Origin of the sequence: Hyphomicrobium sp. CS1BSMeth3 (genome assembly GCF_900117415.1) — a bacterium.
GTDB lineage: Bacteria > Pseudomonadota > Alphaproteobacteria > Rhizobiales > Hyphomicrobiaceae.
The window spans coordinates 231,970-255,279 of sequence record NZ_FPEI01000005.1; the positions used below are offsets into that span (position 1 = coordinate 231,970).

The window sequence follows — 23,310 nt, forward strand, 5'->3', positions numbered from 1 at the left end:
TCGACTATTCAACTAGGAGGAAAAGCGCCATGAGCAAGAAGCTGGCGATTGTCGGGGCGGGACCTGTAGGCTTGGCGGCTGCCGCGCACGCCCTGGAGCGCGGCCTCGATCCGATCGTGCTGGAGGCTGGCAGCGAAGCTGGCCACGCAATCCGGCAGTGGCCTCATGTGCGCATGTTCTCGCCATGGGAGTACAACATCGACAAAGCGGCCGAGCGCCTGCTGACTCCGACCGGCTGGAACGCACCCGATCCGACGGCCTACCCGACCGGTGGCGATCTCTTGGCTCACTACGTCACGCCCCTAGCCACGCGCACGGCACTCAAGGATCGCATTAAGACGTTCTCCCGTGTCACCGCGATCAGCCGCAAAGGATTCGACAAAGTGAAGTCGAGGGGCCGTGAGGCAGCGCTCTTCGAGATTCGATACAAGAATGGCAAAGGGCCGGAACTGCTTACCGCCGATGCCATCATCGATGCCTCGGGCACTTGGTTCTCCCCCAATCCTGCGGGCAGCAACGGCCTGCCTGCCGTCGGCGAGGCTGCCGCCGCGAAACGGATCGCCTATGCCATGCCCGATGTGCTCGGAGTCGAGCGCGCCCGCTATGCCGGCAAGACCGTCGCCGTTCTCGGTGCCGGACATTCGGCCATTGGCACGCTCATCGACCTTGTGCGACTGAAAGACGACGCGCCGGAGACCACGGTCATCTGGTTGCTGCGCGGCGACAGCCCGCAGAAGGCATTCGGTGGCGGTGCCAGCGACAAGCTGTCGGCACGCGGAGAACTGGGCGCGGCCTTTGCGCGTCTCGTTGTCGAAGGACGGCTGAAGGTCGAGACATCCTTCGACGTAACCCACGTCACGGAGCGGGATGGGCGGTTGCGTATCGGAGCCGGATCTGCCTGCTGTGGCCGCCACGTCATCGTCGACGAGCTGATCGTCGCGACGGGTTTCCGGCCGGACCTCGGCTTCCTCTCCGAGCTGCGTCTGTCGCTCGATCCCGCACTCGATTGCCCGACGGCGCTGGCGCCGCTGATTGACCCGAACGAGCACAGCTGCGGCACCGTGCGTCCGCACGGCGCCCGGGAGCTCGCGCATCCCGAGCGCGGCTTCTACATCGCCGGCATGAAATCCTATGGCCGCGCGCCGACATTCCTCATGCTCACTGGCTATGAGCAAGTGCGTTCGATCGTGGCCGACATCGCCGGCGACAAGGAAGCCGCGGCGCGCGTCGATCTGGTACTGCCCGAGACAGGCGTGTGCTCGCGCGCGCCCGCTGCGGATGCCTGCTGCGGTAGTCCCGCCGTCAAGCCTTCTTTGGGGCCCGTGGCCTGCTGTGGATGATGCGCCTATCAGGCGATGGCCGGTGATTTCAGCTATTGGAACCAGCGAGACGCTGGCCTGACGCGCGTTCTGGAGACGAGTTTCTTGAGCCGCTATCATCCTGTGTCTCAGCGCGTCTCTCGACATTGACGCATTCGATCCGTGCAGGGGCTTTGCTCTTGGGCGGCGCCTGGCTGGCCATGCCATTCACGTTGCTGCATGGCCGGCAATGGGGCGTGGCTTTCCTCGCCTACGTGGCAGCAAGCAACGGCAACAAGGAAGCCGTGCTTTCACCGGCCGTCGCCGTCACGCTCGGCTTGATCGGGACGTTCGCAAGCCTGCTTGGCAATGAAGCCGCAATCCGAATGGGCCGACGGCGCCTCGCACACACCGCCATATTCGCGTCCGTCATTCTCGGAGGCACGATCGGCTTTCTCGGTACCGCCTCCTACCCGGTTGCCGTCGGGCTCATGCTCATCTAAGGGCTGGTCATGTGGCTCGATTCCTCATCATTGACGGCGGGCGCGGCCGGCACCGCCGAGCCGTCCCGTCGCGGTGCGACGCTCGCAGTGCACTCGACGCTCAGCTACGCGGGCGGCTTCGTCGGTCCACTCATGATGGGCTGGACGCTCGATCTCAGTGGCGGCATGTCGACTGTGGGCTGGGGCCTATCGTTTTCGGCGATCTCCGCGCTGATGCTCCTCGCCTTGATCGCGTTCTGGTGAATCAGGCCGCGAGAGCTTTTGGGGGGACAAGGGCGCGCTTAGATTTAGCGGAGCGGCCGGTCCGCCATTGCCTTCCGCCTTGGACACATGATTGAGATTGGATCGGGCGGAAAGATGCTAACTGCAATCGATGCCTGCTGTGTCGCGGCAACGAATGCGCACAAGCGGCCAATTCTGAGCTGCTCGCGTATAAGCCGGGGAAATTATAGTTCCACTTCAATTACATAGGTGTTCGCAGTTTCATCCTGTACGGCGCGCCACGCCGCAATATTTCCGCGATATTCTACGATGTTGTACGCCCCTGTCAGGCAGGCTTGGGGGCTCAATTCGCATCCGCATCAATCGCGGTTACTGCTCTTTTGTGGCCGCAGCAGATGTAGCCCGAACTCCTGAGCAATGGCGGTTGTGGCCCCGACGTCAGGGCGGCCGGGGCGTTTGGACAATGAGGATCGAAGCCCCGATGTGCGGAGGGAACCCTTCCCTTGGTCTTGAGCGCAGAGCCATCCGGCGCCGAACCAGCCGCGCGACGCTCGGAGCTTGAGGACTTCGAGTATAGTTTGGGACTTGCTGGATACCTCGTTGGGAGGACTGCTCGGTGCAAACCAAGGCAACGACGAGCGAACCTGCCTCGCAGATGTTATCGCTGCTCAACGCATGTTTGACGACGCAAGCGCTTCACGTGGCTGCAAGGCTCGGCATTGCCGACGAGCTGAAAGCTGGCCCGCGCGGGATCGCTGAGCTATCGGCGGCGCTCGACGCTCAACCAGATGCGCTCGATCGGCTCATGCGCATGCTGGCGGGCATCGGTGTGTTCAGCGCGGGAGAAGGCGGGACGTACCAGCTCACGCCGCTCGGCGAAACGCTGCAAACCGATGGACCCAAGTCAGTTCGGGATTGGGCGCTCTACATTGGCGCCGCCGCGCCGTGGTCCGCATGGGGTCATCTCTATGAGTCCGTCAAAACGGGCACGCCGGGCTTCGTCCTGGCTCATGGCATGCCGACATACGACTTTCTCGAGGCGCATCCCGAGCTCGCGGCATCGTTCAACCGTTGGATGAGCAAACAATCGGACCAGCAGAACGCCGCGATCGTGGATGCTTACGACTTCTCCAAGTTCCAAGTCGTTGCCGATATCGGCGGTGGCCAGGGCTCGACTCTGGCGGCCGTCCTCGCGCGTTATCCTTCGCTGCGAGGCATCCTTTTCGACAAGCCTTCCGTCGTGGCGGGATCGGCGCCTCTGGACGCGAGCGGAGTGCGCGTCCGCTGTGATGTCGTCGGCGGGGACATGCTGGAGGCGGTGCCTGGAGATGCTGATCTCTACATCATCAAGCGCGTCCTGATGATTTGCAGCGATGCCGAGGCAGCCCGAGTTCTGAGAAACTGCGCGGCTCACATGCGATCAGGCCGCAAAGTGCTAGTCGTCGAGATGGTCATGCCGCCGGTGGGCGAGCCTGGCCCAGCGACAACGTTCGACATCCTCATGTTGCTCGCCAACAAGGGCGGGCGCATTCGGACGGAAGCCGAATTTCGCGCGCTATTCGCGGAGGCCGGGCTGAAGCTCGACCGCGTGATCCCCACTCGATCGCCGAACGTACTTCTCGAGGGAACGCCTGCTTGATGTTTTCCTGCAAGGAGCCGGCAGCATGAGCCGCCCGCTCAGCATCGCCGTCGCTCCGTACGACCGCACGCTTCCACTCATGGCCGGGCTCGTCCCGATCGCCGGCGTGGCGCCGGCCTACGTGACGGCGCCGCTCGAGGAGATCTTCGCGCGCGCCTTCGACGAGCAGGCCTTCGACGTCACGGAGCTCTCCTTCAGCAACTACCTCTACCTGACGGCGACCACCGGCTGCCCTTATGTCGGCCTGCCGGTGTTCCCCTCGCGCGCCTTCAGGCATTCGGCCGTCTATATCCGCACGGATCGCGGCATCCGAGGGCCCCGCGATCTCGCAGGCCGCCTCGTCGGCGTGCGCGAATTCTCGATGACGGCGGCCCTGGTCGCGCGCGGCGTGCTCGAGGACGATTTCGGCCTGCGGGCTGCCGAAGTGCGCTGGCGCTATGGGCCGGCGGACAGCGAGGACTCCCAGCCCATCATTCGCGTGCGCCCGCGCGGAGTCGAGCTCGAGCCCCTGACCGGCGCGGACAATCTTTCCGATGCGCTGTCCGAGGGCGCGCTGGATGCCCTGATCGCCTACAAGCCGCCTAAGGCCTTCCTGAAGGGCGCTCCCAACATCCGGCGCCTGTTCGTCGACTATCCCGCCATCGAGGCCGACTACGCGCGCCGCACCGGCATTTTCCCGATCATGCATCTGATCGGTGTGCACCGAGAAATTGCGGAGCGCGAACCGGACCTCTGCCGTCACATCTGCGATGCCTTCGATGCGGCGCGCCGCTATGCCATGGCGCGCACGCAAGAGACACAGGCGCCGTTCACGAGCCTGCCCTGGGCACCGGCGGAGATGGCGCGCGTCAGTGGCATTCTCGGCGGTGACTTCTGGCGCTACGGCGTACAAGCAAACCGCGCGGCCATCGAAGCGCTCTGCCGCTACTCCTTCGAGCAGGGCATTGCTCCGCGAAAGCTCACGCCCGAGGAGCTGTTCGTCCCCGGCGCGCTCGATTGGGAAAGCACGGCCTGAGCCTCTAGGCCGCCTGTGCACGCACGCGCTTCAAGCCCCATGCCGCAACCGGCCAGAGCAGTGCCGCGATCGTCATCGCAGCGAGTACAGCCGCGACCGGGCGATTGAAGAAGGGAATGATGCTGCCATCGGACTTCATGATCGACGTCACCAGATTCTGCTCGACCATGGTGCCCATGATGATACCGAGAACCATCGCCGCGACGGGATAGCCATTGCGCTCCATGACGTAGCCGATGACGCCGAACGCGGCGACGGTCAGCACTGCAAAGAGATTGTTGCCGGTGGCAAAGGCGCCGACGGCGCAGAGCAACACGATGACCGGCATGACGGATGCGCGGGGCGCCCTCAGCACGTGGCTCGACGCGCGTATCATCGCAATGCCGAGCGGGATCATGAGGATGTTGGCGAGAATGAAGATGATGTACAGCGCGTACATGCTCGACGCTTGCTCGGTGAACAGCGTCGGGCCCGGATTGAGGCCCTTCATGTAGAGTACGCCGATCGCGATCGCGGTAATCGTATCGCCTGGAATGCCGAACAGAAGCGCCGGCACCCAACCTGCGGCCAAAGCCGAGTTGTTGCCTGATCCGGACTCGATCAAACCCTCCGGATGTCCCGTCCCGAACTTTTGCGGTTCCTTGGAGAACCTCTTCGATACCGAGTATGCGACCCAGGCAGCGATGTCGGCGCCCGCACCGGGCAGGACGCCGATCAGAACGCCTATGATGTTTCCTCGGAACTGTTGCTTTGGATACTGCTTGGTCAGCGCCCATTGTCCGGCGAGAATGCTGCCGAGCCGCCGCCGCTCGGGTTTGGGCGGCTCCGCTGTCAGCATCGCGCGCATGACCTCGGAAACCGCGAACACGCCGACGAGCGCCGGGATCACCTCGATGCCGCCGAGCAGATTGGTATTGCCGAATGTAAAGCGCGGCGTGCCGGCAGGGTTCTCGATTCCGATGCACGATACGAGCAGGCCAAGCAACATGCTCGCGATGGCCTTCACCGGCGACGAGCGGGAGACCAGCGTCGCGCACATCAGCCCCAGAAACGCCAGCCAGAAGTATTCGAATGTCGAGAAGCGAAGCGCCATGCTTGCGAGCGGAGGTGCCAACGCCATCAGTGCGAGCGTGCCGAAGATCCCGCCGAGGGCGCTGAACCAGAGGCCGATGCCGAGCGCCAACTCCGGCCGCCCCTTGCGGGTCATGGCATAAGCTTCATCCGTGTAGGCAGCCGACGCCGGCGTTCCCGGAATGCGCAGCAGGGCTCCCGGGATGTCGCCGGAGAAAATCGCCATGGCGGACGACGAGATGATCGCACCGATTGCTGCGATGGGCGGCAAATAGAACGTAATCGGCACGAGCAGTGCCGTCGCCATCGTCGCCGTAAGACCCGGCACAGCCCCGACAATCAGGCCGTAGATCGACGCGAACAGGATGGCGAGCAGGACGTCCGACTGAAAAACCAGTCCAAAACCTTGTGCGATCTCGCTCATGGCAGGCCGATCCATGGCAGCGGGAGCAGGCCCGAGGGCAACGGCACACGCAAGAGCTGGAGAAAGAGCAGGTTGATGACGAGGGGCGCGACGATGGCCACCGGAATTGCGAGGCGCCAGCGCGCGCCGAGCGCCAGCGATGTGACGAGGACGATGGCGGCAGCCGTCGGCAGAAAGCCTAGCCAATCGACGACGTAGACATAGAAGATCAGCAGCACCGGAGGCAGGAGAACCCACAACTCGCGCCATCGGCTCGGCGATGGTTCGGCGGCGTCAGGTGCATCCTCCGTCTGACCAGTAGCCTCTGTCAGCTCGGCTTCCGCCTCATTTTCGTAGCGGCGGCCGACACCCGCAGCAATCAAGCCACCGCAGATAGCGAGGCTGATACCGACAATCATCGGAAAGACTTCGGGGCCGATCTGCTGGCCGGGTACGGGCGGCAGTCGCGAGCCGCCATAGGCTGCAACGCCGCCCAGGGCGACCAGGAACAGCCCTGTCACGCGATCAGAAAGCTGCATCAGGGATATTGTCTCGAAAAGCGCTTGGATCGAGAGGAGGCGGCCCGCGCACTGCCACGCGGGCCGGTCCGAAGGGTCAGCCTTTCGCGAGGCCTGCAGCTTTCATCGCGACGCCCATGGCCTTGTTGCCCTCGTCCATGAACTTCGCAAAGCCGGTCGCATCGGCCCAGCGAATGCCGAAGCCGCGGTTGTTCATGAACTCGTGGTACTCCTTCGACTCGTTGACCTTCTTGAGGGCAGCGGTCAGCGTGTTGGCGATGGCCGGCGGAAGGCCCTTCGGCGCCGTGAAGCCGCGCCATGCACCGGTCGTGTAGTCGATGCCCATGGCCTCCTTGAGCGTCGGCACATCCTTGAAGGCGGGATTGCGCTCGGCGGCCATGACCGCGAGGCTGCGCGCCTTGCCGGCTTCGATGATCGCGCGCGCTTCAGGTACCGAGCATGTGACGAGGTCGAGACCACCGGCCGCAAGATCCTGCATGGCTGGCGCAGCGCCATTGAGCGGCACCCACCTCACATGATCCGGCTTCAATCCCATGGCGGTCAGCCAGCCGACCAGAGCCAAGTGCCAGATGCCGCCCTGGCCGGTGCCCGAAGCTTTGAGCGAGCCGTGGGGGGCCTTCTTGATGGCGTCGGCGAGCTCCTTGACGGTCTTGTAGGGGCTCGCGGCATTGACCTGGATGCCCGGGGGATCCTCGTTCATGAGAGCGAGCGGCGTGTAGCTGTCCGGCTTCAGCTCGGTCAGGCCCTGCCAATGCATCATGGAAATTTCGACAGTCACAATGCCGAGCGTGTAGCCATCCGGCGGCGCGGCCGCGATCGCGGCGTGGCCGACGACGCCCGAGCCGCCCGTGCGATTGACGACATTCACCGGCTGCTTGAGCTCTCGCTCCATAACCGAAGCGACGATGCGTGCCGTGGCGTCGGTGCCGCCGCCGGCTCCCCATGGGCAGATGATCGTGATCGGACGCGTCGGGTAGGCCTGGGCAGATGCGGAACCGGCGCCGACGGCGGCAGCAGCCGCCAGTGCGCCGCCGCCGACGAGAATCTCGCGGCGCGTACGTGATGCCATCTTCGTTTCCTCCATTAGGTTTTGATTATTGCCGCGAGGATAGCGAAAGCCTGATTGGGGCGCTAGCGGCCGTTTGTTGTGCGGCGGCGGTCAATCTCACGTTGGAAAATTTCAGGTCCGTGGTCGCCCAGACAGCCGAGCGTCCAGGCTCCTGCCTGCTCGTGGTATTCGTTCCTCTTTGAGAACAACGGGAGGATCGCCGGCATGAGCCATCAGCGCTTTCGAAAGTACAACACCAAGGACATCTATCCTGGCCAGTCGCTGGACAACGACCTGGCGATGGCGGTGCGCGTGGGCAATCGCATCTGGCTACGTGGCCAGACGGGCCTCGATCTCGAGGGCAACTTCGTCGGCGTCGGCGATGCCGCGGCGCAGGCTGAGAACGCCATGCGCTGCGTGAAGATCCTGCTCGAGGAAGCGGGCTCGGCGCTCGATCACATCGTGAAAACGACAGTCTACCTGACGGATCGCGCGCATCGCGAGCCCGTCTATCAGGTCGTCGGGCGCTGGCTCAAAGGCGTGTATCCCTGCCAGACGGGATTGATCGTGGCGGGGCTCGCGAAGCCCGAGATGCTGATGGAGATCGATGTCGAAGCCGTCATTCCGACAGATGGCTGAGACGGAAGCACGGCGCGGGATCAAAACATGAGTGGCCGACCCGATCGGTCGGCCACTCACGCTTAACAGGCGGTGTTACTTCTTGCCCACGGCGTCGGAGACGCACTTCTTCGCGAAGCTCGTCTTGGCGGCGCCGGCAAGCTTCTTGTCGGCAGCGGCCCTGTCACAGCTCGCCGACGCATCCTTCTCGCACTTGGTCATGAACGACTTCTGCGCCGCACCGGCCAGCTTCTTGGCATCGGCCTGGGCCTGGCACGATCCCGGACCCTGCGCATGGGCGACAGAGGCACTGGCAACGAGAGCAAGAGCAACGACAAGGGTCCTCATGGGACACTCCCTAGAGCTGTTGAGGCGCGCATTCATGGCGAGTCGCGATGAATGCCGCATGAATCCCGCAACGCACATGTGAGGCTGCGGTTCACACGAATAAAATTAAACGAAATTCAGAAAATTATCGACCCCGCTCCATCTCCCTGAGCTTGCCGACGATTCCGCTCGGGAAGAAGTACACGCTGAGGATGAACAGGACGCCGAGCCACAGCAGCCAGCGGTCTGGGTGCAGCAAGTGCGGGACGAGCGGCAGCGCGGAGGTCGCCTCGCTCGCAACCGCCATCAGTTTCTGCAGATAGTTCTGCGCGAGGATGAAAAGCGTCGCCCCGATCACGGCACCGTAGAGCGTGCCCATGCCGCCGATCACGACCATGAGCAGGATGTCGAGCATGATCGCGAACGAAAGCGTGGTGTCAGGCCCGGTGTAGCGCACCCAGATGGCGCTCATCGCGCCCGCGAGCACCGCCATGCCCGCCGCGAGGCAGTTCGCGACCGTGCGGTAGTACACGACATTGTAGCCGAGTGCCTCGGCACGAAAGTCATTCTCGCGGATGGCCTGGAGCACGCGGCCGAACGGCGAGTTCACGATCCTGAGCGCTGCGAGCAGCAGCAGCAGCGCCGAGAAGAACACGAGGTAGTAGCTGAGAATGCGCCCGTCGATACGCAGGCCGAGAGCCGGCAGATCGAACAGCACCGTGCCGGGACGCAGCAGTTGCGGGACGCGGAACGAGCGCCCGTCCTCGCCACCGGTGTACTCCGAAAGCTGGCTCGCCAGAATCGCGAAGGCAGAGGCGACCGCGAGCGTAATCATCGCATAGAAGATCGCGCGCACGCGTAGCGACAGCAGCCCGATCACGAAGGCGAGCACGGCGCCGACGACGAGCGCGATCGCGAGCCCGAGCCCTGCCGATGTCCAGGTCGGCCCCCAACCGTAGAGTGCCAAGCCCACACCGTAACCACCAATGCCGAAGAACATGGTGTGCGCGAAGGAGACGATGCCCGTATAGCCGAGCAGCAGATCGTAGCTCGCGACGAGGACGATGAAGATGCAGATCTTGGCGGCCGTATTGATCGGCTGCGAACCGCTGAAGAGGAAGGGCGCAAAGGCGAGCACGAGAAAAATCGCGAGCAGCAGGAGGCTCAGAATGCGGCTCCGCGGCATATCGCCCGAAAGTGCGGACTGGATCATCGCGCTACCGCCTCGCCACCGGATAGAGACCCTGTGGCCGCCACATGAGGATCGCGACCATGAGCAGGATGTTCGACGCAACCGCGATCTTCGGCGCGAGAAAGCCGGTGTAGTTGGCCATGAGCGCCACAAGGATCGCACCGAGGAAGCAGCCGCCGACCGAGCCGAGCCCGCCGATGATGATCACAATGAAGACGAGCACCATGACATCGCCGCCGATCGCGGCGGTGAGCGTCTCGCGATAGAGCGCCCACATCGTCCCGCCGAGCCCCGCGAGTGCCGATCCCGCGATGAACACGCCGACGAAGAGCTGACGTATGCGGTAGCCGAGCGCTTCGACCATCTCGCGGTTCTCGACGCCGGCGCGGATGAGCAGCCCGACCTTCGTGCGGTTCAGCACGAGTTGCATGACGATGAAAACCGTGAGGCCCACGGCGACGGCGAGAAGCCGGAATTTCTCGAGGGCGAAATCGCCGATCGTGATCGCGCCACGGAGCCCACCCGGCAGCGGCATGGGCTTCTGGTCCCCGCCCCAGACCACATGAATGAGCTGCTCGGCCACGATCAGGCCGCCCATGGTAATGAGGATCTGCTTCAAGTGCTGGCCATAGACGGGCCGCACGATCACGCGCTCGAAGGCCCAGCCGAGCACGCCGGTGCCGATCATGGCGGCAATGACCGCCAGCAGCAGCGCTGCGAGGTTGAGCGAGAGCGCATCCGACTGCACCCAGCCGCTGAGCGGGGCGAGCACGGTCATGGCCATGTAGGCGCCGATCGCGATGAACGCACCATGGCCGAAGTTGAGCACATCCATGAGACCGAAGATCAGCGTGAGTCCGCTCGCGATGACGAAGATCATCATGCCCATGGCGAGCGCCGCGACGGTGAGCGTCACCCACGTCGTCGGGCTGCCGATCAGCGGCAACGCCGCAAGCGCGAGCACCGGCGCGATGAGCACCGGCAGCAGATCGCGCGGCGTCTTCGGCAGGTCATCTGTGGCGGGGCGCAGTGTCGTCGTCGCCATGTGCTGTTCCTACTGATGCGCCGCGAGCGAGAGCCCGAGCAGGCGCGTCTGCAGTGCACTGTCGGCCGCCAGTGCCTGCATGGTGCCGCGATGGACAATGCGGCCATCGTCCATGATGGCGACGCTGTCACCCAGACTCGCGGCAAAGCGGAAATTCTGCTCGACGAGGAGGATGGTCGTCTCGGCGCGCTTCAGCTCCTTGAAGGCCGTGATCATGCCTTCGATGATGGCCGGCGCGATGCCCTTGGTCGGCTCATCGATAAGGATGAGCGACTTCGGCTCGACGATCGCGCGCGCAATCGAGAGCATCTGCTTTTGGCCGCCGCTCAGCAGTCCCGCCGGAAGCTGCCAGAAGCGCTTGAGTGCCGGGAACAGCCCGAAAATCCAGTCGAGGCGCGCGGTATCAGGTGGACCGAGGCGCGCGGCGAGCCGCATGTTCTCGGCGACGGTGAGATCCGCGAACACGCCCATGCTCTCGGGCACATAGCCAATGCCGAGGCGCGCGATGTCCGGCGTTGCGCGGCCGCCAATGGACTGCCCATCGAAGGTGATCGTGCCTTTGCTCGGCGGCCAGAGGCCCATGATCGTTCTGAGCGTCGTCGTCTTGCCCGCGCCATTGCGGCCGAGCAGGACGGTCAGCTCGCCGCGCGGCACGACGAGGTCCACACCCTGCAGGATGTGATACTGGCCAATGTGCGTGTGCACGCCGTCGAGGCTGAGGAGCGCGTCGCTCATGACACGGCCTCCCCCTTACTGTCCGCCTCGGGCATGGAGCCGAGATAGGCCTCCTGCACGATCGGCGAGGCGATGACCGTCTCGGGATCGCCATCGGCGACGAGCTGGCCGTTGTGGAGCACGACAATACGATCCGCGAGCGAGCGCACCACATCCATCTTGTGCTCGACGAGCAGGATGGTCTTGTCGCCGGCCGCTTTCAGCCGCTTGACGAGATCGAGCACGACCGGCACCTCGTCGACGGACATGCCTGCCGTCGGCTCGTCGAACATGTAGACATGCGGCTCCAGCGCCATCATGAGCGCCACCTCGAGCTTGCGCTTATCACCGTGCGGCAGCGCGGCAGCGGCGAGATTGCGCTTGTCCTGCAGGTTCACTTCCTCGAGAAAGTGCTCGGCGCGGTTGATCCACTCGGCGTGGCGATCCCAGCGGCTCCAGAGGCTCGCGGCGGCCCGCGCTTTGGCCTGCACGGCGAGCCGGACGTTCTCGGCGACCGTCAGGTTCGGGAAGAGATTGGTGATCTGGAAAGCGCGCCCGATACCTCGCTTCGCGCGCTCGGCAGTGCTCAGGCGCGTGACGTCCTCGCCATCCAGATGGACGCTGCCCGAGGTCGCAGGGAGCTGCCCGGACATGAGATTGAAGTACGTCGTCTTGCCCGCGCCATTGGGCCCGACGATCGCGGTCAGGCTGCCGGCATGAAAGGCGCAGCTCACATCATCGACAGCCGCGTGGCCGCCGAAGCGGATGGTCAGGCCCTTGGTTTGGAGAACGGGACTGGACATGAGGCGCGGCCCTGCGGCGTCGATATAAGCCAAATCCGGCGGGCGCGGCGCGCGCGACCGCCGGATTTTTGGATAGCCGCGCCTTACTTCGGCACCGTGACCGGCAGCGGCATCTTGCTCGCCGGGATCGTCGCGACCAGATCGAGGACGTCGTTGTCCTTGGCGTCTTTCTTGATGCGGAAGTGATACATGTCCTGCATGGCCTGATGGTCCTCCTTGCGGAAGGTCATCGTGCCCTTGGGCGTCTCGAAGCTCAGGCCTTCCATGGCGGCGATCAGCTTCTCGGTGTCGGTCGAACCCGCCTTGGTGAGGCCGGCGACGACGGCAGCCGCAGCAGAGAAACCACCCGCGACGAAGAAGTCCGGCGGCGCGCCGTGGCGCTTCGTGTACTCGGCCTTGAGCCAGTCATTGAGCGGGTTCTTCGGGAAGTCGTAGTAGTAATAGATGCCGCCCTCGGTGCCGGCGAACTGCTTCCAGGCATTCATGACGGGCAGGATGTTGCCGCCTGGCGCGAGCGCGATGTTGAAGCGCTCGGGCTTCATGTCGGCGAACTTCGCGAGCGGATGCGGACCGGCCCAGATGAAGCCGATAATGCGCTTGCCCGGCTGATCCTTCAGCGCATTGAAGAGGCGCTCGGCAAATGGCGCGAAGTCGGCCGTATTGCCGGCCGCATATTCCTCCGCAACGATCTTGGCACGCGGACGGAGAGACGTGAGCGCTTCCTTGTAGGCCTTCACCCCATCGCGGCCGAAAGCCGTGTCGAGGCCCAGCATGCCGATCGCGACATCCTCGTTCTCGGGGACGGTCGCGGCGTTCGCGAGCGCATCCTGATAGGACGAGCGGCCGGTGCGGAAGATGTAGCGGTTCCACTTGGCGCCGGTGATCGAGTCGGCCACCGCCGGCTCGACGATCAGCACCTTCTTGTGCTCCTCGGCGACGGGCAGCATGGCCAGCGCGACCGGCGATCCTGTCGTGCCGACGGCGATATCGACCTTGTCGTCGCCGTAGCATTCCTCGAGCAGGGTCTTGCCGCGATCGGGCTTGAGCTGGTCGTCCTTGACGATGACCTGCAGCTTGTCGGCACCAACCTGCATGGTGCCTTTCGTGAGGTACTCGAGGCCCATCATGAAACCGGCCTCGGTCTGCTTGGCATAGGCCTCGAGCGGGCCCGTCTTGCCGGCAATGAGGCAGATCTTGATGTCCTTGGCGCTTGCCGCCGGCGCCATCAGCACGAGCGCCGGAACTGCGAGAAGGGCCGCCAAACTGCTCCCCGTCCGCCACGACTTATGGGTCGTTCTCAGCATGAACTCCTCCCTTGCATGACCTGAATATGACACTTGAGTCAGGTTTCATGTTAGGCTAGCTATCCGTGGGTAAATCGTCAAGCTGCGTTGCGACGCTCAAAGGGTCTTTCGCAGGACCGTTCATGTCACAATCAGATCCATCGCCGGCACTCCCCGCGCCCAAGACCAAGCGCGGCCAGCGCACGCGCGAGCGCATTCTGGATGCCGCCGAAAAGGAGATCGGCGGACGCGGCTTCGCCGAAGCTTCGATCAGCACGATCACGGCGGAGGCCAAGGTCGCGCAGGGCACGTTCTACGTCTATTTCCGCACGAAAGAGGACGTGATGCGCGAGCTGGTCCTGCGCATGGGTCGGCGGCTGCGGCGCCATCTCACGCTCTCGATCGTCGATGCGCCTGACCGGCTCGAAGCCGAGCGTCGGGGCTTGCGCGCCTTTCTCGAGTTCGTGCGCGCCAATCCGAACCTCTATCGCGTCGTTGCGGAAGCGCAGTTCGTCGATCCCGAGGTGTACCGACGCTATTACGAGGACTTCGCGAAGAGCTACAGCACGGCGCTGCGGACCGGCGTACGGCGCGGCGAGATCTCCAAGGGCGATGCGGAGGTTCGAGCCTGGGCGCTCATGGGCCTCAGCGACATGATCGGAATGCGCTATGCGCTCTGGGACGGCAAGATTAAGCTCGATCAGGTGTCGGACGCCGCGTTCGAGTTCATCGCCAAAGGCCTCGAACCGCGCCGGCGGGGGTGACACGCGCGCCGCGTGACGGCACCGTGCGGTCTTGGAGGCATTCATGCGCACCATTCCCGACTTCGCACGCCAACGCGCGCTGCTGACGCCGGGTGCGATTGCCTTCCGGGATGTCGCGGGCGATCGAACGTGGACTTTCGCGGAGATCGATGATCTCGCCGAGCGTCTCGCTGCTCTGCTCGAAGCGCGCGGATGCAAAGAAGGCGAGCGCGTTGCCGTCCTCTGTCACAACACGCCATTCTTCTTCGCGCTGCTTTTTGCCTGCGCGAAAGCGGCGCTCATTCTCGTGCCGCTCAACTGGCGCCAGACGGCGAGCGAGCTCGGCCCGATCTTGGCGGATAGCGGCGCGCGACTTCTCCTGCACGATGAGGCGACGTCGCCGCTCGCCGACATCATCGCGCGCGAAGGCAACGTCGAACGCCTGACCTTCGATGACTGCGAGAAACTTGCCGAGCGTACCACCACGCGCCAGGATCGCGAGACCACTTGGCCGACGGACCGTGTCTGGTATCTGCTCTACACATCCGGCACCACCGGCAAGCCCAAGGCCGTGATCCAGACGCCCGGCATGGCGCTCGCGAACGCCATCAACGTGCAGCAGGCGACGGGCCTCGGCCCCGAGGACGGCACGGTGAATTTCCTGCCGCTCTTCCACACGGCCGGCATCAATCTGCACGCGCTCCCCATGCTCATCGCGGGCGGCACGAGCCACGTGCTCCAGAAATTCGATGTCGATCCACTGCTCGCTCTCATCGAGGCAGGATCGGTGACGATCTTCTTCGGCGTCCCAGCCATCTATCAGGCGATCAGCCTTCACCCGCGTTTTCCGCGCATGGACTTCAGCCGGGTCCGCCATTGGGGATGCGGCGGCGCACCGCTGCCCGAAAATCTCATTCATGCCTTTCTCGCCAAGGGCGCGCTCGTGTGCAACGGCATGGGCATGACGGAGACGGGACCGACAGTCTTCCTCATGGATCCGGCGCACGCAAAGGAAAAGATCGGCTCTGTCGGCAAGCCGCAGATCATGACCGAGGTGCGGCTCGTCGATGCTTCAGGCGCCGTGGTGGCCGATGACGCGTCGGGCGAGATCCAGTTCCGCGGGCCGAACATCACCCCCGGCTACTTCAACAACCGCCAAGCGACTGCGGCAGCGTTCGATGGCGATTGGCTCAAGTCCGGCGATGTCGGGCGGCGCGACGCGGACGGCTACTACACTATCGTCGATCGCATCAAGGACATGTACATATCGGGCGGCGAGAACGTCTATCCGGCCGAGGTCGAGGCCGTCCTGCACGCGCATCCCGCCATCCTCGAAGCCGCCGTCATCGGCGTTGCCGACACCAAATGGGGCGAGGTCGGCCACGCCTACATCCTTATTCGCCCCGATCAAACGATCGATCAGGCCGAGGTGCGCGCATGGTCGCGCGCGCGGCTCGCAGCGTACAAAGTCCCGCAGCACATCACATTCGTCGGTGAGTTCCCGCGCACAGCCGCCGGCAAAATCCAGAAGCACATGCTGCGGCGCGCGACATCACGGGACTAGGCGCTATGTCCGCGGCGTCAGGCGCAGCACATGCTGAGGCGGCCCGGGCAGGAAGGGCGTCGGCGCGCCCTGCACCCATGCCTCATGTCCCGCGCGCCAGAAGGGCGACAGCGGATGGCCGCTCTGGCCTGCAGGCATCTCGATGATGCCCTCTGCCTCATGCCCCGGCGCGACGGCCATGCGCTGCGAGGCGCCGAAAGCGGGCCGCTGCACGCGCGGCATGTCGTCATCACCAGGGAGCGCCACATCGGGCATGCAGAGGTAGCGCTTCGCCACATCAGGCAAGGCGCGCGCGAGCGGATGACAGATCGACGAAGCGCGATTGACGTCGCCCCACGTGTGGAAGGTACCGTCTTTCCTCAAGTTCGCCGGATCGCGCGCGACATCACGGGCGGCAGCGGCGAGGAGCTCATCCCACGATCCATGACCTGCGCTCAGCAGGTGTGCGGGCTTGATGGTGACGAGCGGCCAGAGCCAGCCTTCAGTCTGGCCGAGCCGAAGCTCGCCGGCACCGTTGGCAACGGCCTGAGGGAATGCGCCGAGCAACATCGCAGTCGCGCGCCGCTCGACGGCTTCGCGATAACGCCGCGTCAGGAGATAGCTGACCGAGTCCGCAGATGCGCGCCCATCCCACTTCTGAGAGGCCACCTCGAGACGCGCGAGCAGCGGATCGCTGCCCGCACCCGCGAGCACCACGCGCAGGAGCTTCCACCAGCGCTCGAGGTAGATTGCGCGATCGTCGAGCTCGATGCCGAGGATGTCGCGCTCGGTGAAGCGCTCCCGTGCCATGAGGCCGTCGCGGATCTGGCGGGCGCGGGCGCTGTTGTCCCGGCCGATATAGCCGACGCGCGCGTTCTCGGCTCCACTGATCACGCGGTTGTTTGCTGTCCAGAGCCGTCCTGTTGCGGGGTCACGCACTTCGGGCGCGGTGGAGGTCGAGATCGACCACGGAGGGCATGCGCCCGCTGGAACGACGACGCGCTCGATGCCCGTGCGATTGCATGGCGCCTGCCAGTTCGGCAATGCGCCGAGGATGCGCCAGCCGATGCGGCCCGAGCTGTCTGCCACGACAAGGTTCTGCACAGGCGTGCCCGCACGGTCGGCAATGGCAAATGCATCGTCGAGGTTGCGCGCGTGCACGAACTCGGCGAGACCGCTGCTGACCGCACCTGAAACATGCGCAACCCAGCGCAGGGCAAGCAGGCTTCCGTCCGGCTCCCGCCGGAGGATGGGGCCCCACTCGGTCTCGCGAACGACGAGCTGCTCCGGCGCCGCGCCCGCAACCTCGATGATCTCGCGGTGCTCGGTAATGCCGCACTGAGCCGGCGTCCCCGTGCACGGCGGCATCTGCGCCCACTGCGAGATGTCGTTGTAGGCGTTGGTCAGCGCCCAGGCGACGTGGCCCGTGCTCCCTGCGATTACGCCGGGGATGCCTGGAACCGTAAATCCAGACACGTCGACGCGCCCGCCGGGCGCCAGCGGATCGGGGTAGATCAGTCGCGCGCGGAACCATATGCCCGGCGCGCGAAGTGCCAGATGCATGTCGCCGCCGACGATGGCGCGACCATCCTTCGTCAAGGCTCCCGCGACGGCGAGATTGTTGCTGCCGGGCGCACTTTCACTGCCGGGGACTGCGCCGGACCTCGGCTCGACCGGCAGGCGGCGCAAATCTATGACGTCTGGCCCGGGCAGCGAGGCATCGCCGAGACTTTCGCCGACGATCGGGGCATCCCAAGACGTGCCGCCATGATTGAGCATCGCGAAGAGGGGCGCCGGCAATGACCGGCTCAGGCGCCAGAGCGCCAGCCGCGCGAACGAATGATAGCCCTGCAGGTCGAAATAAAGGGCGTTGCCGGTGAGCACCGTATCCTCGGCCGTCCAGGCTGCTGGCCGCTGGCGCAAGAGGACATAGGGCCATGGCCTGACCGACAGCGCCGCAAGGCCAGCATTCGCGCCCGCCGAATACGCGTCCAGCAACGGCCGCCAACTGCCGAGCACCTTGGGGTCGAGAATGTGCTCCGCAACGCGGGCGCGTAAGCGATGCACGCGGCGCTCGCGGTCCATCGGCACCGTCGCGGGCCCGAGCAGTGCCGACAACTCCCCGGCAGCACTGCGCCGGGCGAGATCCATCTCGAAGAAACGCTCCTGGGCATGGACGAAGCCGAGCGCGCGCACCGCGTCGGCCTCGCTTCCGGCCTCGATGGTGACGACGCCGAGCGCGTCGCGCGAGATCGTCACCGGGCTCGAGAGCCCGGGGAGGGCCACCTCGCCCTCGAGCCGGGCAAGGCTGCCGCGGAGGCCCTGCCAAGCTGCCAGAGCGCCGATCAGCGCGAGGACCACCACGCCGAGCAGCGCGCGCAAGCTCCACCTGCGCCATGGCCTCGTGCGCGGGGGCCGAGCAGACGCCTGATGGTCCGAAATAGGATTAGTCGCTTTGTCGGGTTGCATGTGGGCCTGGCAGAGGGAGCCGCGTCGCCTCGCATGATGTGCGCTCGATTGAGCCGGATGTCACGGGGGCTGGCGTCGACCAGTGCCCCACCCGGGCATCGAGCTTTCCTTAGCCCAAGCCAAACCCGACTTTTTTGACATCGCGCTCACGCACATGTGAAGAATTCAATCAATTGAATTATTCAATCGAATGAACCATACTGGGTATATGAAACAGCCGAAGAAGACCACACCCGACGCCGCTGAAGCCGCGGGTGACCGCGGTGACGTGACACGGCAAAAGCTGCTGAACGCGGCCATCGACGTATTCGGCCACTACGGCTTCGACGGCACGACCACACGCGCGCTCGCCTCGGCTGCCGGCGTCAACTTGCAAGCCATCCCGTATTACTTCGGCGGCAAGGAGGGCCTCTATCTCGCCGCAGCGGACCATCTCGCGACGATGATCTCGAGCCACGTGAGCGGGCGCCGCCAGCAGGTCCAGGCCCGGCTCGCGGAGATCCAGAGCGAGGGCCGCGCCGTCACGCGCGACGAGGCGCGGGAACTTTTGACCAGTCTGCTGCACACGCTCGCCGAGGTGATGGTGAGCGAGAAGTCGCGTGCCTGGGCTCGCTTCCTTATCCGCGAGCAGATGGAGCCGACCGAGGCCTTCGCGCGTGTCTACGAGAGCGTCATGCGACCGATGATCGAGGCCATACGCCGGCTCGTCGGCATTCTTCTCGATGATGAGCCGACCTCGGAGCACGTACGGCTCAGGGCGATTTCGCTCATCGGCAGCGTGATGGTCTTCCGGGTCGCCAATGCGGCCGCGCTGCGCCAGCTCGAGTGGTCCGAGATCGGCCCGCGCGAGTTCAATGCCATTTGCGCACTCATTACCGAGATCGTGCACGCGCTCGATCGTAGAGGCCAAAAATGAAGCACAAGGCCCTCCCCCTGATTGCTCTCGCGCTCGCAGCAGGCGCCGCTGCCTTTTGGTGGACCGATCCGCTGGGCTGGCGCAGCGGCGATGGCGGGACGCAACTCACGCTCTACGGCAATGTCGACATCCGGCAGGTGCAGCTCGGCTTCCGCGTGAGTGGTCGCCTGATCGAGGCTCTCGTCGACGAAGGAGACAAGGTCAAGGCCGGACAAAAACTCGCGAGCCTCGATACTCAGCCCTATCAGGACCAGATCGCCATCGCCCAGGCGCAGGTTGCCTCCGCGCGCGCCACCCTCGACAAGCTCGTGACCGGGCCGCGCCAGGCGGAGATCGACCAGGCGCGCGCCAACCACGCCGAGCGCGTTGCCGACCAGCAGAATGCCGAGCTCGCATTCGAGCGCACTGCACGCCTGAGACCCGGCGGCGCGGTGTCGGAAGCGGCACTCGATCAGGCCAAGGCAGCGCGCGACATGGCCGTGGCGCGGACGCAATCGGCCCAGGAGGCGCTGCGCCTGCTCGAGGAGGGCACGCGGCCCGAGGATATTGCGGCGGCACGTGCAAATCTCCAGGCGAGTGAATCCAGTCTCGCATCCGCCCAGACCTCCTTGAAGGATGCAACGCTTGTCGCGCCTGCAGATGGTGTGATCCTCTCGCGCGTCCGCGAGCCCGGCGCGATCGTTTCTCCGAGCGACATCGTCTACGTGCTCTCGCTGGCGAATCCGGTCTGGGTCCGCGCCTACATCGCCGAACCCAATCTCGGTCGCATTCATACCGGCATGAGGGTGCAGGTCTTCACCGACAGCGCGCCCGACAAGCCTTACAACGGCACCATCGGCTTCATCTCCCCCGTCGCGGAGTTCACGCCGAAGTCCGTCGAGACGCCCGAGCTGCGCACGGACCTCGTGTATCGCCTGCGCATCGTGATCGATCAGGGGAGCAACGGCCTGCGCCAGGGCATGCCAGTCACCGTGCGGATCCCCCTCGGCAAGGACGACGCAGGTGGATCATGACGAGCGCGGCGACAAGCACCGAGCCGAGACCGGACGTCATCCAGCTCGATGGCGTGACCAAGAAATTCGGAAGCGCACCGCCAGCCCTTGATGGTGTCACGGCTTCCATTCGCGGCGGCGAGATCACGGGGCTCGTGGGACCGGACGGCGCGGGCAAGACCACGCTCATCCGCCTGATGACCGGCCTCATGCTGCCCGATGCGGGGACCATCGATGTGCTCGGCCATGACACGCGCACGGATGCGGCGCGCATCCAGGCCGAGATCGGCTACATGCCGCAGCGCTTTGGCCTCTACGAGGATCTTTCCGTCCAGGAAAACCTCGATCTCTACGCCGATCTGCGCGGGCTCGAGAAAGCCGATCGCCCCGCTGTCTTCGACGAGCTGCTGACCTTCACGGATCTCAAGCGCTTCACGGCGCGGCTTGCCGGCAAGCTTTCCGGCGGCATGAAACAGAAGCTGGGCCTTGCCTGCGCGCTGCTCAAGAAGCCGCGCCTGTTGCTGCTCGACGAGCCGGGCGTCGGCGTGGATCCGATCTCGCGCCGCGATCTCTGGAAGATGGTCGAGGCGCTGATGGCCGAAGGCATCGGCGTACTCTGGGCAACGGCTTATCTCGACGAGGCCGAGGCCTGCGATCGCGTGCTGCTGCTTAATCAAGGCAAGCTCCTGTATGCCGGGCTTCCTTCCGGTCTCACCGAGCGCGTTGCCGGGCGCGTGTTCAAGCTCACGGGCATTGCCGGTCGCCGCCGCACCCTCCTTGCACACACGCTGGATGAGAAAGGCGTCGTCGATGGTGTGATCCAGGGCGAAGCCATCCGGCTTGTCCTGAAAGAAGGGAGCGATCCAGCCGCACTTCTCCCGGGAGATGCCGGTGCTGACGCCCGCGTCGTGCCGACGGCGCCGCGTTTCGAGGATGCCTTTGTCGACATGCTCGGCGGCGGCCCCGGTGGCCGCTCGAAGCTTGCCGAGACGACGCAGGCGCGCCCGGCCGGCGACGGGCGCCCGGTCATCGAGGCGCGCGGCCTGACGAAGACATTCGGCGATTTCACGGCTGCCGCCGACATCACCTTCGACGTGCCACGCGGCGAGATCTTCGGCCTCCTCGGGCCGAACGGCGCCGGCAAATCCACGACCTTCAAAATGCTCTGCGGCCTCCTGAAGCCTACGCTCGGCGAGGGGCGCGTCGCCGGCTTCGACTTGAGGCGCGACGGGGCGGAGGCCCGCAATCGCCTCGGCTACATGGCGCAGAAGTTCTCGCTCTATGGAGACCTGAGCGTCACGCAGAACCTCGCGTTCTTTGCCGGCGCCTACGGCCTCGCCGGTGCGCGCAAGCGCGAGCGCATTGCCCTCATGACCGAGATTTTCGACCTCGGCCCGCACGCGAGCCTCAATTCCAAGGATCTGCCCCTTGGCCTCAAGCAGCGCCTTGCACTTGCTTGTGCCGTGATGCACGAGCCCGAGGCTCTGTTTCTCGATGAGCCGACCTCCGGCGTCGATCCGATCACGCGGCGCGAGTTCTGGGCCCACATCAATGGCCTCGTCGAAAAGGGCGTAACCGTTCTCGTCACGACGCATTTCATGGAGGAAGCCGAATACTGCGACCGCATCTCGCTCATCGATCGCGGCCGCTCGATCGCACTCGGACCGCCCGACGCGCTCAAGGCGCGCGTCGCCACGCCCGAGAACCCCGATCCGACCATGGAGGATGCCTTCGTCGCGCTCGTGCAGAGCTCCAACGAGAGGGCTGCAGCATGACGGCTTCCGCGTCGAGTACCGCAACTGAAAGCCGTCGCGCATCGGCCCGGCGGCTCGTGGCGCTCATACGCAAGGAGAGCCTCCAGATCATACGCGATCCGAGCAGCATCCTGATCGCCTTCGTACTGCCGGCCGTGCTGCTCTTCCTGTTCGGCTATGGCGTTTCGCTCGACACAGTGCGGACGCGCGTCGGCCTCGTCATCGAGACGCAGACGCCTCTGACGCAGGATCTCGCCGCCAGCTTCCAGGCCTCGCGCTACTTCGATGTAGCCATCGCCCGCGATCGCCGCGCTTTCGAGGAGGATCTCGTTCTCGGCCGTGTCCGCGGCATCATCATCGTCCCCGCGACTTTCACGACCGATTTCGCCGGTCAAAAGAACCCGACCATACAAGTGATCGTCGACGGATCGGATACGAACACGGCGAACTTCGTGCAGAACTACGCCCAGGCCACTGTCGCGAACTGGGCGGCTATGCGAAGCGCCGAGACCGCGGCGCGACCGCCACCGATCAATGCCGAATACCGCTTCTGGTTCAATCCGGAGCTGAAGAGCCGCAACTTCCTCGTGCCTGGCTCCGTCGCGATCGTGATGACGCTCGTCGGCACGCTGCTCACGTCGCTCGTCGTCGCGCGCGAGTGGGAGCGCGGCACCATGGAAGCCATCATGGCGACGCCGGTATCCGCCGCCGAGCTGCTCGCCGGCAAGATCGTGCCCTACTTCCTGCTCGGCCTGACATCGATGACGCTGTGCGTGATCATTGCGATCCTGCTGTTCGGCGTCCCGTTCCGCGGCTCACTGCTCGCGCTCTATGCGCTGAGCGCAGCCTTCCTCGTGCCCGCACTCGGCCAAGGGATGCTCATCTCGGCGGCGACCAAGAACCAGTTCCTGGCTTCGCAGGTGGCGCTGATGTCGGGTTTCCTGCCGGCCTTTCTGCTCTCAGGCTTCCTGTTCGAGATCAGCTCCATGCCGACCGTGATCCAGTGGATCACCTTGGCCGTCCCGGCGCGCTACCTCATCCAGAGCCTCCAGACGGTGTTCCTCGCCGGCGACATCTGGCCGATGTTCCTGAGAGACATCGCGATCATGCTCCTCATCGGCGCGATCTTTTTCCTGCTCGCGGCGCGGAGCACCAGGAAGAGGATCGCGTGAC

At 64.9% G+C, this 23,310-nt stretch carries 22 protein-coding genes; 12 read left to right on the forward strand and 10 right to left on the reverse strand.

The window, feature by feature from the left end:
* Positions 1-29: 29 nt before the first annotated feature.
* The 5 genes from CS1BSM3_RS10220 to CS1BSM3_RS10240 all read left to right on the forward strand — a co-directional run bounded on the left by CS1BSM3_RS10220 (position 30) and on the right by CS1BSM3_RS10240 (position 4,677).
* Positions 30-1,340 (forward strand): NAD(P)-binding domain-containing protein, encoded by a 1,311-nt coding sequence (locus CS1BSM3_RS10220; protein WP_072386945.1) that lies wholly within the window; start codon positions 30-32, stop codon positions 1,338-1,340.
* Positions 1,341-1,519: 179 nt separating this feature from the next.
* Entirely contained in the window at positions 1,520-1,801 is a 282-nt protein-coding gene (locus CS1BSM3_RS10225; RefSeq protein WP_143149141.1) for a hypothetical protein, read from the forward strand.
* 9 nt (positions 1,802-1,810) lie between these two features.
* Positions 1,811-2,044, forward strand: coding sequence for a hypothetical protein (locus CS1BSM3_RS10230; protein ID WP_072386947.1), 234 nt, complete (start codon positions 1,811-1,813; stop codon positions 2,042-2,044).
* Positions 2,045-2,639: 595 nt separating this feature from the next.
* A complete protein-coding gene (locus CS1BSM3_RS10235) occupies positions 2,640-3,662 on the forward strand; it encodes a methyltransferase (protein ID WP_083528492.1) in 1,023 nt (340 codons plus the stop codon).
* Between the two features lie 25 nt (positions 3,663-3,687).
* Positions 3,688-4,677, forward strand: a complete 990-nt coding sequence (locus tag CS1BSM3_RS10240; protein WP_072386948.1) for a substrate-binding domain-containing protein — start codon at positions 3,688-3,690, stop codon at positions 4,675-4,677.
* 4 nt (positions 4,678-4,681) lie between these two features.
* On the opposite strand, the gene CS1BSM3_RS10245 is transcribed toward CS1BSM3_RS10240, so the two are convergent.
* The 3 genes from CS1BSM3_RS10245 to CS1BSM3_RS10255 form a co-directional block, all read right to left on the reverse strand.
* Positions 4,682-6,172, reverse strand: coding sequence for a tripartite tricarboxylate transporter permease (locus CS1BSM3_RS10245; RefSeq protein WP_072386949.1), 1,491 nt, complete (start codon positions 6,170-6,172; stop codon positions 4,682-4,684).
* Positions 6,169-6,690, reverse strand: a complete 522-nt coding sequence (locus tag CS1BSM3_RS10250; protein ID WP_072386950.1) for a tripartite tricarboxylate transporter TctB family protein — start codon at positions 6,688-6,690, stop codon at positions 6,169-6,171. Before CS1BSM3_RS10250 ends, CS1BSM3_RS10245 begins: the two co-directional genes overlap by 4 nt.
* 76 nt (positions 6,691-6,766) lie before the next feature.
* Positions 6,767-7,759 (reverse strand): tripartite tricarboxylate transporter substrate binding protein, encoded by a 993-nt coding sequence (locus tag CS1BSM3_RS10255; protein WP_072386951.1) that lies wholly within the window; start codon positions 7,757-7,759, stop codon positions 6,767-6,769.
* A 204-nt stretch (positions 7,760-7,963) separates the two neighbouring features.
* On the opposite strand from CS1BSM3_RS10255, the gene CS1BSM3_RS10260 reads away from it, so the two are divergent.
* A complete protein-coding gene (locus CS1BSM3_RS10260) occupies positions 7,964-8,377 on the forward strand; it encodes a RidA family protein (protein ID WP_072386952.1) in 414 nt (137 codons plus the stop codon).
* A gap of 75 nt (positions 8,378-8,452) precedes the next feature.
* Here the strand turns inward: CS1BSM3_RS10260 and CS1BSM3_RS10265 are convergent, their stop codons facing one another.
* The 6 genes from CS1BSM3_RS10265 to CS1BSM3_RS10290 form a co-directional block, all read right to left on the reverse strand.
* A complete protein-coding gene (locus CS1BSM3_RS10265; protein WP_072386953.1) occupies positions 8,453-8,704 on the reverse strand; it encodes a hypothetical protein in 252 nt (83 codons plus the stop codon).
* Positions 8,705-8,828: 124 nt separating this feature from the next.
* Positions 8,829-9,896: a branched-chain amino acid ABC transporter permease gene (locus tag CS1BSM3_RS10270; RefSeq protein ID WP_072386954.1), complete on the reverse strand. Its 1,068-nt coding sequence runs from the start codon at positions 9,894-9,896 to the stop codon at positions 8,829-8,831.
* A 4-nt stretch (positions 9,897-9,900) separates the two neighbouring features.
* Positions 9,901-10,920: a branched-chain amino acid ABC transporter permease gene (locus CS1BSM3_RS10275; RefSeq protein WP_072386955.1), complete on the reverse strand. Its 1,020-nt coding sequence runs from the start codon at positions 10,918-10,920 to the stop codon at positions 9,901-9,903.
* 9 nt (positions 10,921-10,929) lie between these two features.
* A complete protein-coding gene (locus tag CS1BSM3_RS10280; protein WP_072386956.1) occupies positions 10,930-11,655 on the reverse strand; it encodes an ABC transporter ATP-binding protein in 726 nt (241 codons plus the stop codon).
* Positions 11,652-12,437, reverse strand: a complete 786-nt coding sequence (locus CS1BSM3_RS10285) for an ABC transporter ATP-binding protein (RefSeq protein ID WP_072386957.1) — start codon at positions 12,435-12,437, stop codon at positions 11,652-11,654. The genes CS1BSM3_RS10280 and CS1BSM3_RS10285 overlap by 4 nt, the downstream gene beginning before the upstream one ends.
* 83 nt (positions 12,438-12,520) lie before the next feature.
* A complete protein-coding gene (locus CS1BSM3_RS10290; RefSeq protein WP_072388053.1) occupies positions 12,521-13,663 on the reverse strand; it encodes a substrate-binding domain-containing protein in 1,143 nt (380 codons plus the stop codon).
* Between the two features lie 200 nt (positions 13,664-13,863).
* Here CS1BSM3_RS10290 and CS1BSM3_RS10295 point away from each other — a divergent pair, with 200 nt between their 5' ends.
* Together CS1BSM3_RS10295 and CS1BSM3_RS10300 are read left to right on the forward strand one after the other, a co-directional pair.
* A complete protein-coding gene (locus CS1BSM3_RS10295) occupies positions 13,864-14,484 on the forward strand; it encodes a TetR/AcrR family transcriptional regulator (protein ID WP_072386958.1) in 621 nt (206 codons plus the stop codon).
* Positions 14,485-14,527: 43 nt separating this feature from the next.
* Positions 14,528-16,027, forward strand: a complete 1,500-nt coding sequence (locus CS1BSM3_RS10300; protein WP_072386959.1) for an acyl-CoA synthetase — start codon at positions 14,528-14,530, stop codon at positions 16,025-16,027.
* A 3-nt stretch (positions 16,028-16,030) separates the two neighbouring features.
* On the opposite strand, the gene CS1BSM3_RS10305 is transcribed toward CS1BSM3_RS10300, so the two are convergent.
* Positions 16,031-18,388 (reverse strand): penicillin acylase family protein, encoded by a 2,358-nt coding sequence (locus tag CS1BSM3_RS10305; protein ID WP_210188767.1) that lies wholly within the window; start codon positions 18,386-18,388, stop codon positions 16,031-16,033.
* Between the two features lie 295 nt (positions 18,389-18,683).
* On the opposite strand from CS1BSM3_RS10305, the gene CS1BSM3_RS10310 reads away from it, so the two are divergent.
* Genes CS1BSM3_RS10310 through CS1BSM3_RS10325 form a run of 4 tightly spaced genes read left to right on the forward strand, consistent with a single transcriptional unit; the run spans position 18,684 to position 23,309 of the window.
* Positions 18,684-19,391, forward strand: coding sequence for a CerR family C-terminal domain-containing protein (locus tag CS1BSM3_RS10310; protein ID WP_072386960.1), 708 nt, complete (start codon positions 18,684-18,686; stop codon positions 19,389-19,391).
* The gene (gene hlyD, locus CS1BSM3_RS10315) at positions 19,388-20,404 is read left to right on the forward strand and encodes a secretion protein HlyD (protein ID WP_072386961.1); all 1,017 of its coding nucleotides are present in this window, start codon (positions 19,388-19,390) and stop codon (positions 20,402-20,404) included. Before CS1BSM3_RS10310 ends, hlyD begins: the two co-directional genes overlap by 4 nt.
* Positions 20,401-22,158, forward strand: coding sequence for an ATP-binding cassette domain-containing protein (locus tag CS1BSM3_RS10320; protein WP_072386962.1), 1,758 nt, complete (start codon positions 20,401-20,403; stop codon positions 22,156-22,158). The genes hlyD and CS1BSM3_RS10320 overlap by 4 nt, the downstream gene beginning before the upstream one ends.
* On the forward strand, positions 22,155-23,309 hold the full coding sequence (locus CS1BSM3_RS10325) for an ABC transporter permease (RefSeq protein ID WP_072386963.1): 1,155 nt from the start codon (positions 22,155-22,157) through the stop codon (positions 23,307-23,309). The genes CS1BSM3_RS10320 and CS1BSM3_RS10325 overlap by 4 nt, the downstream gene beginning before the upstream one ends.
* Position 23,310 lies beyond the last annotated feature (1 nt).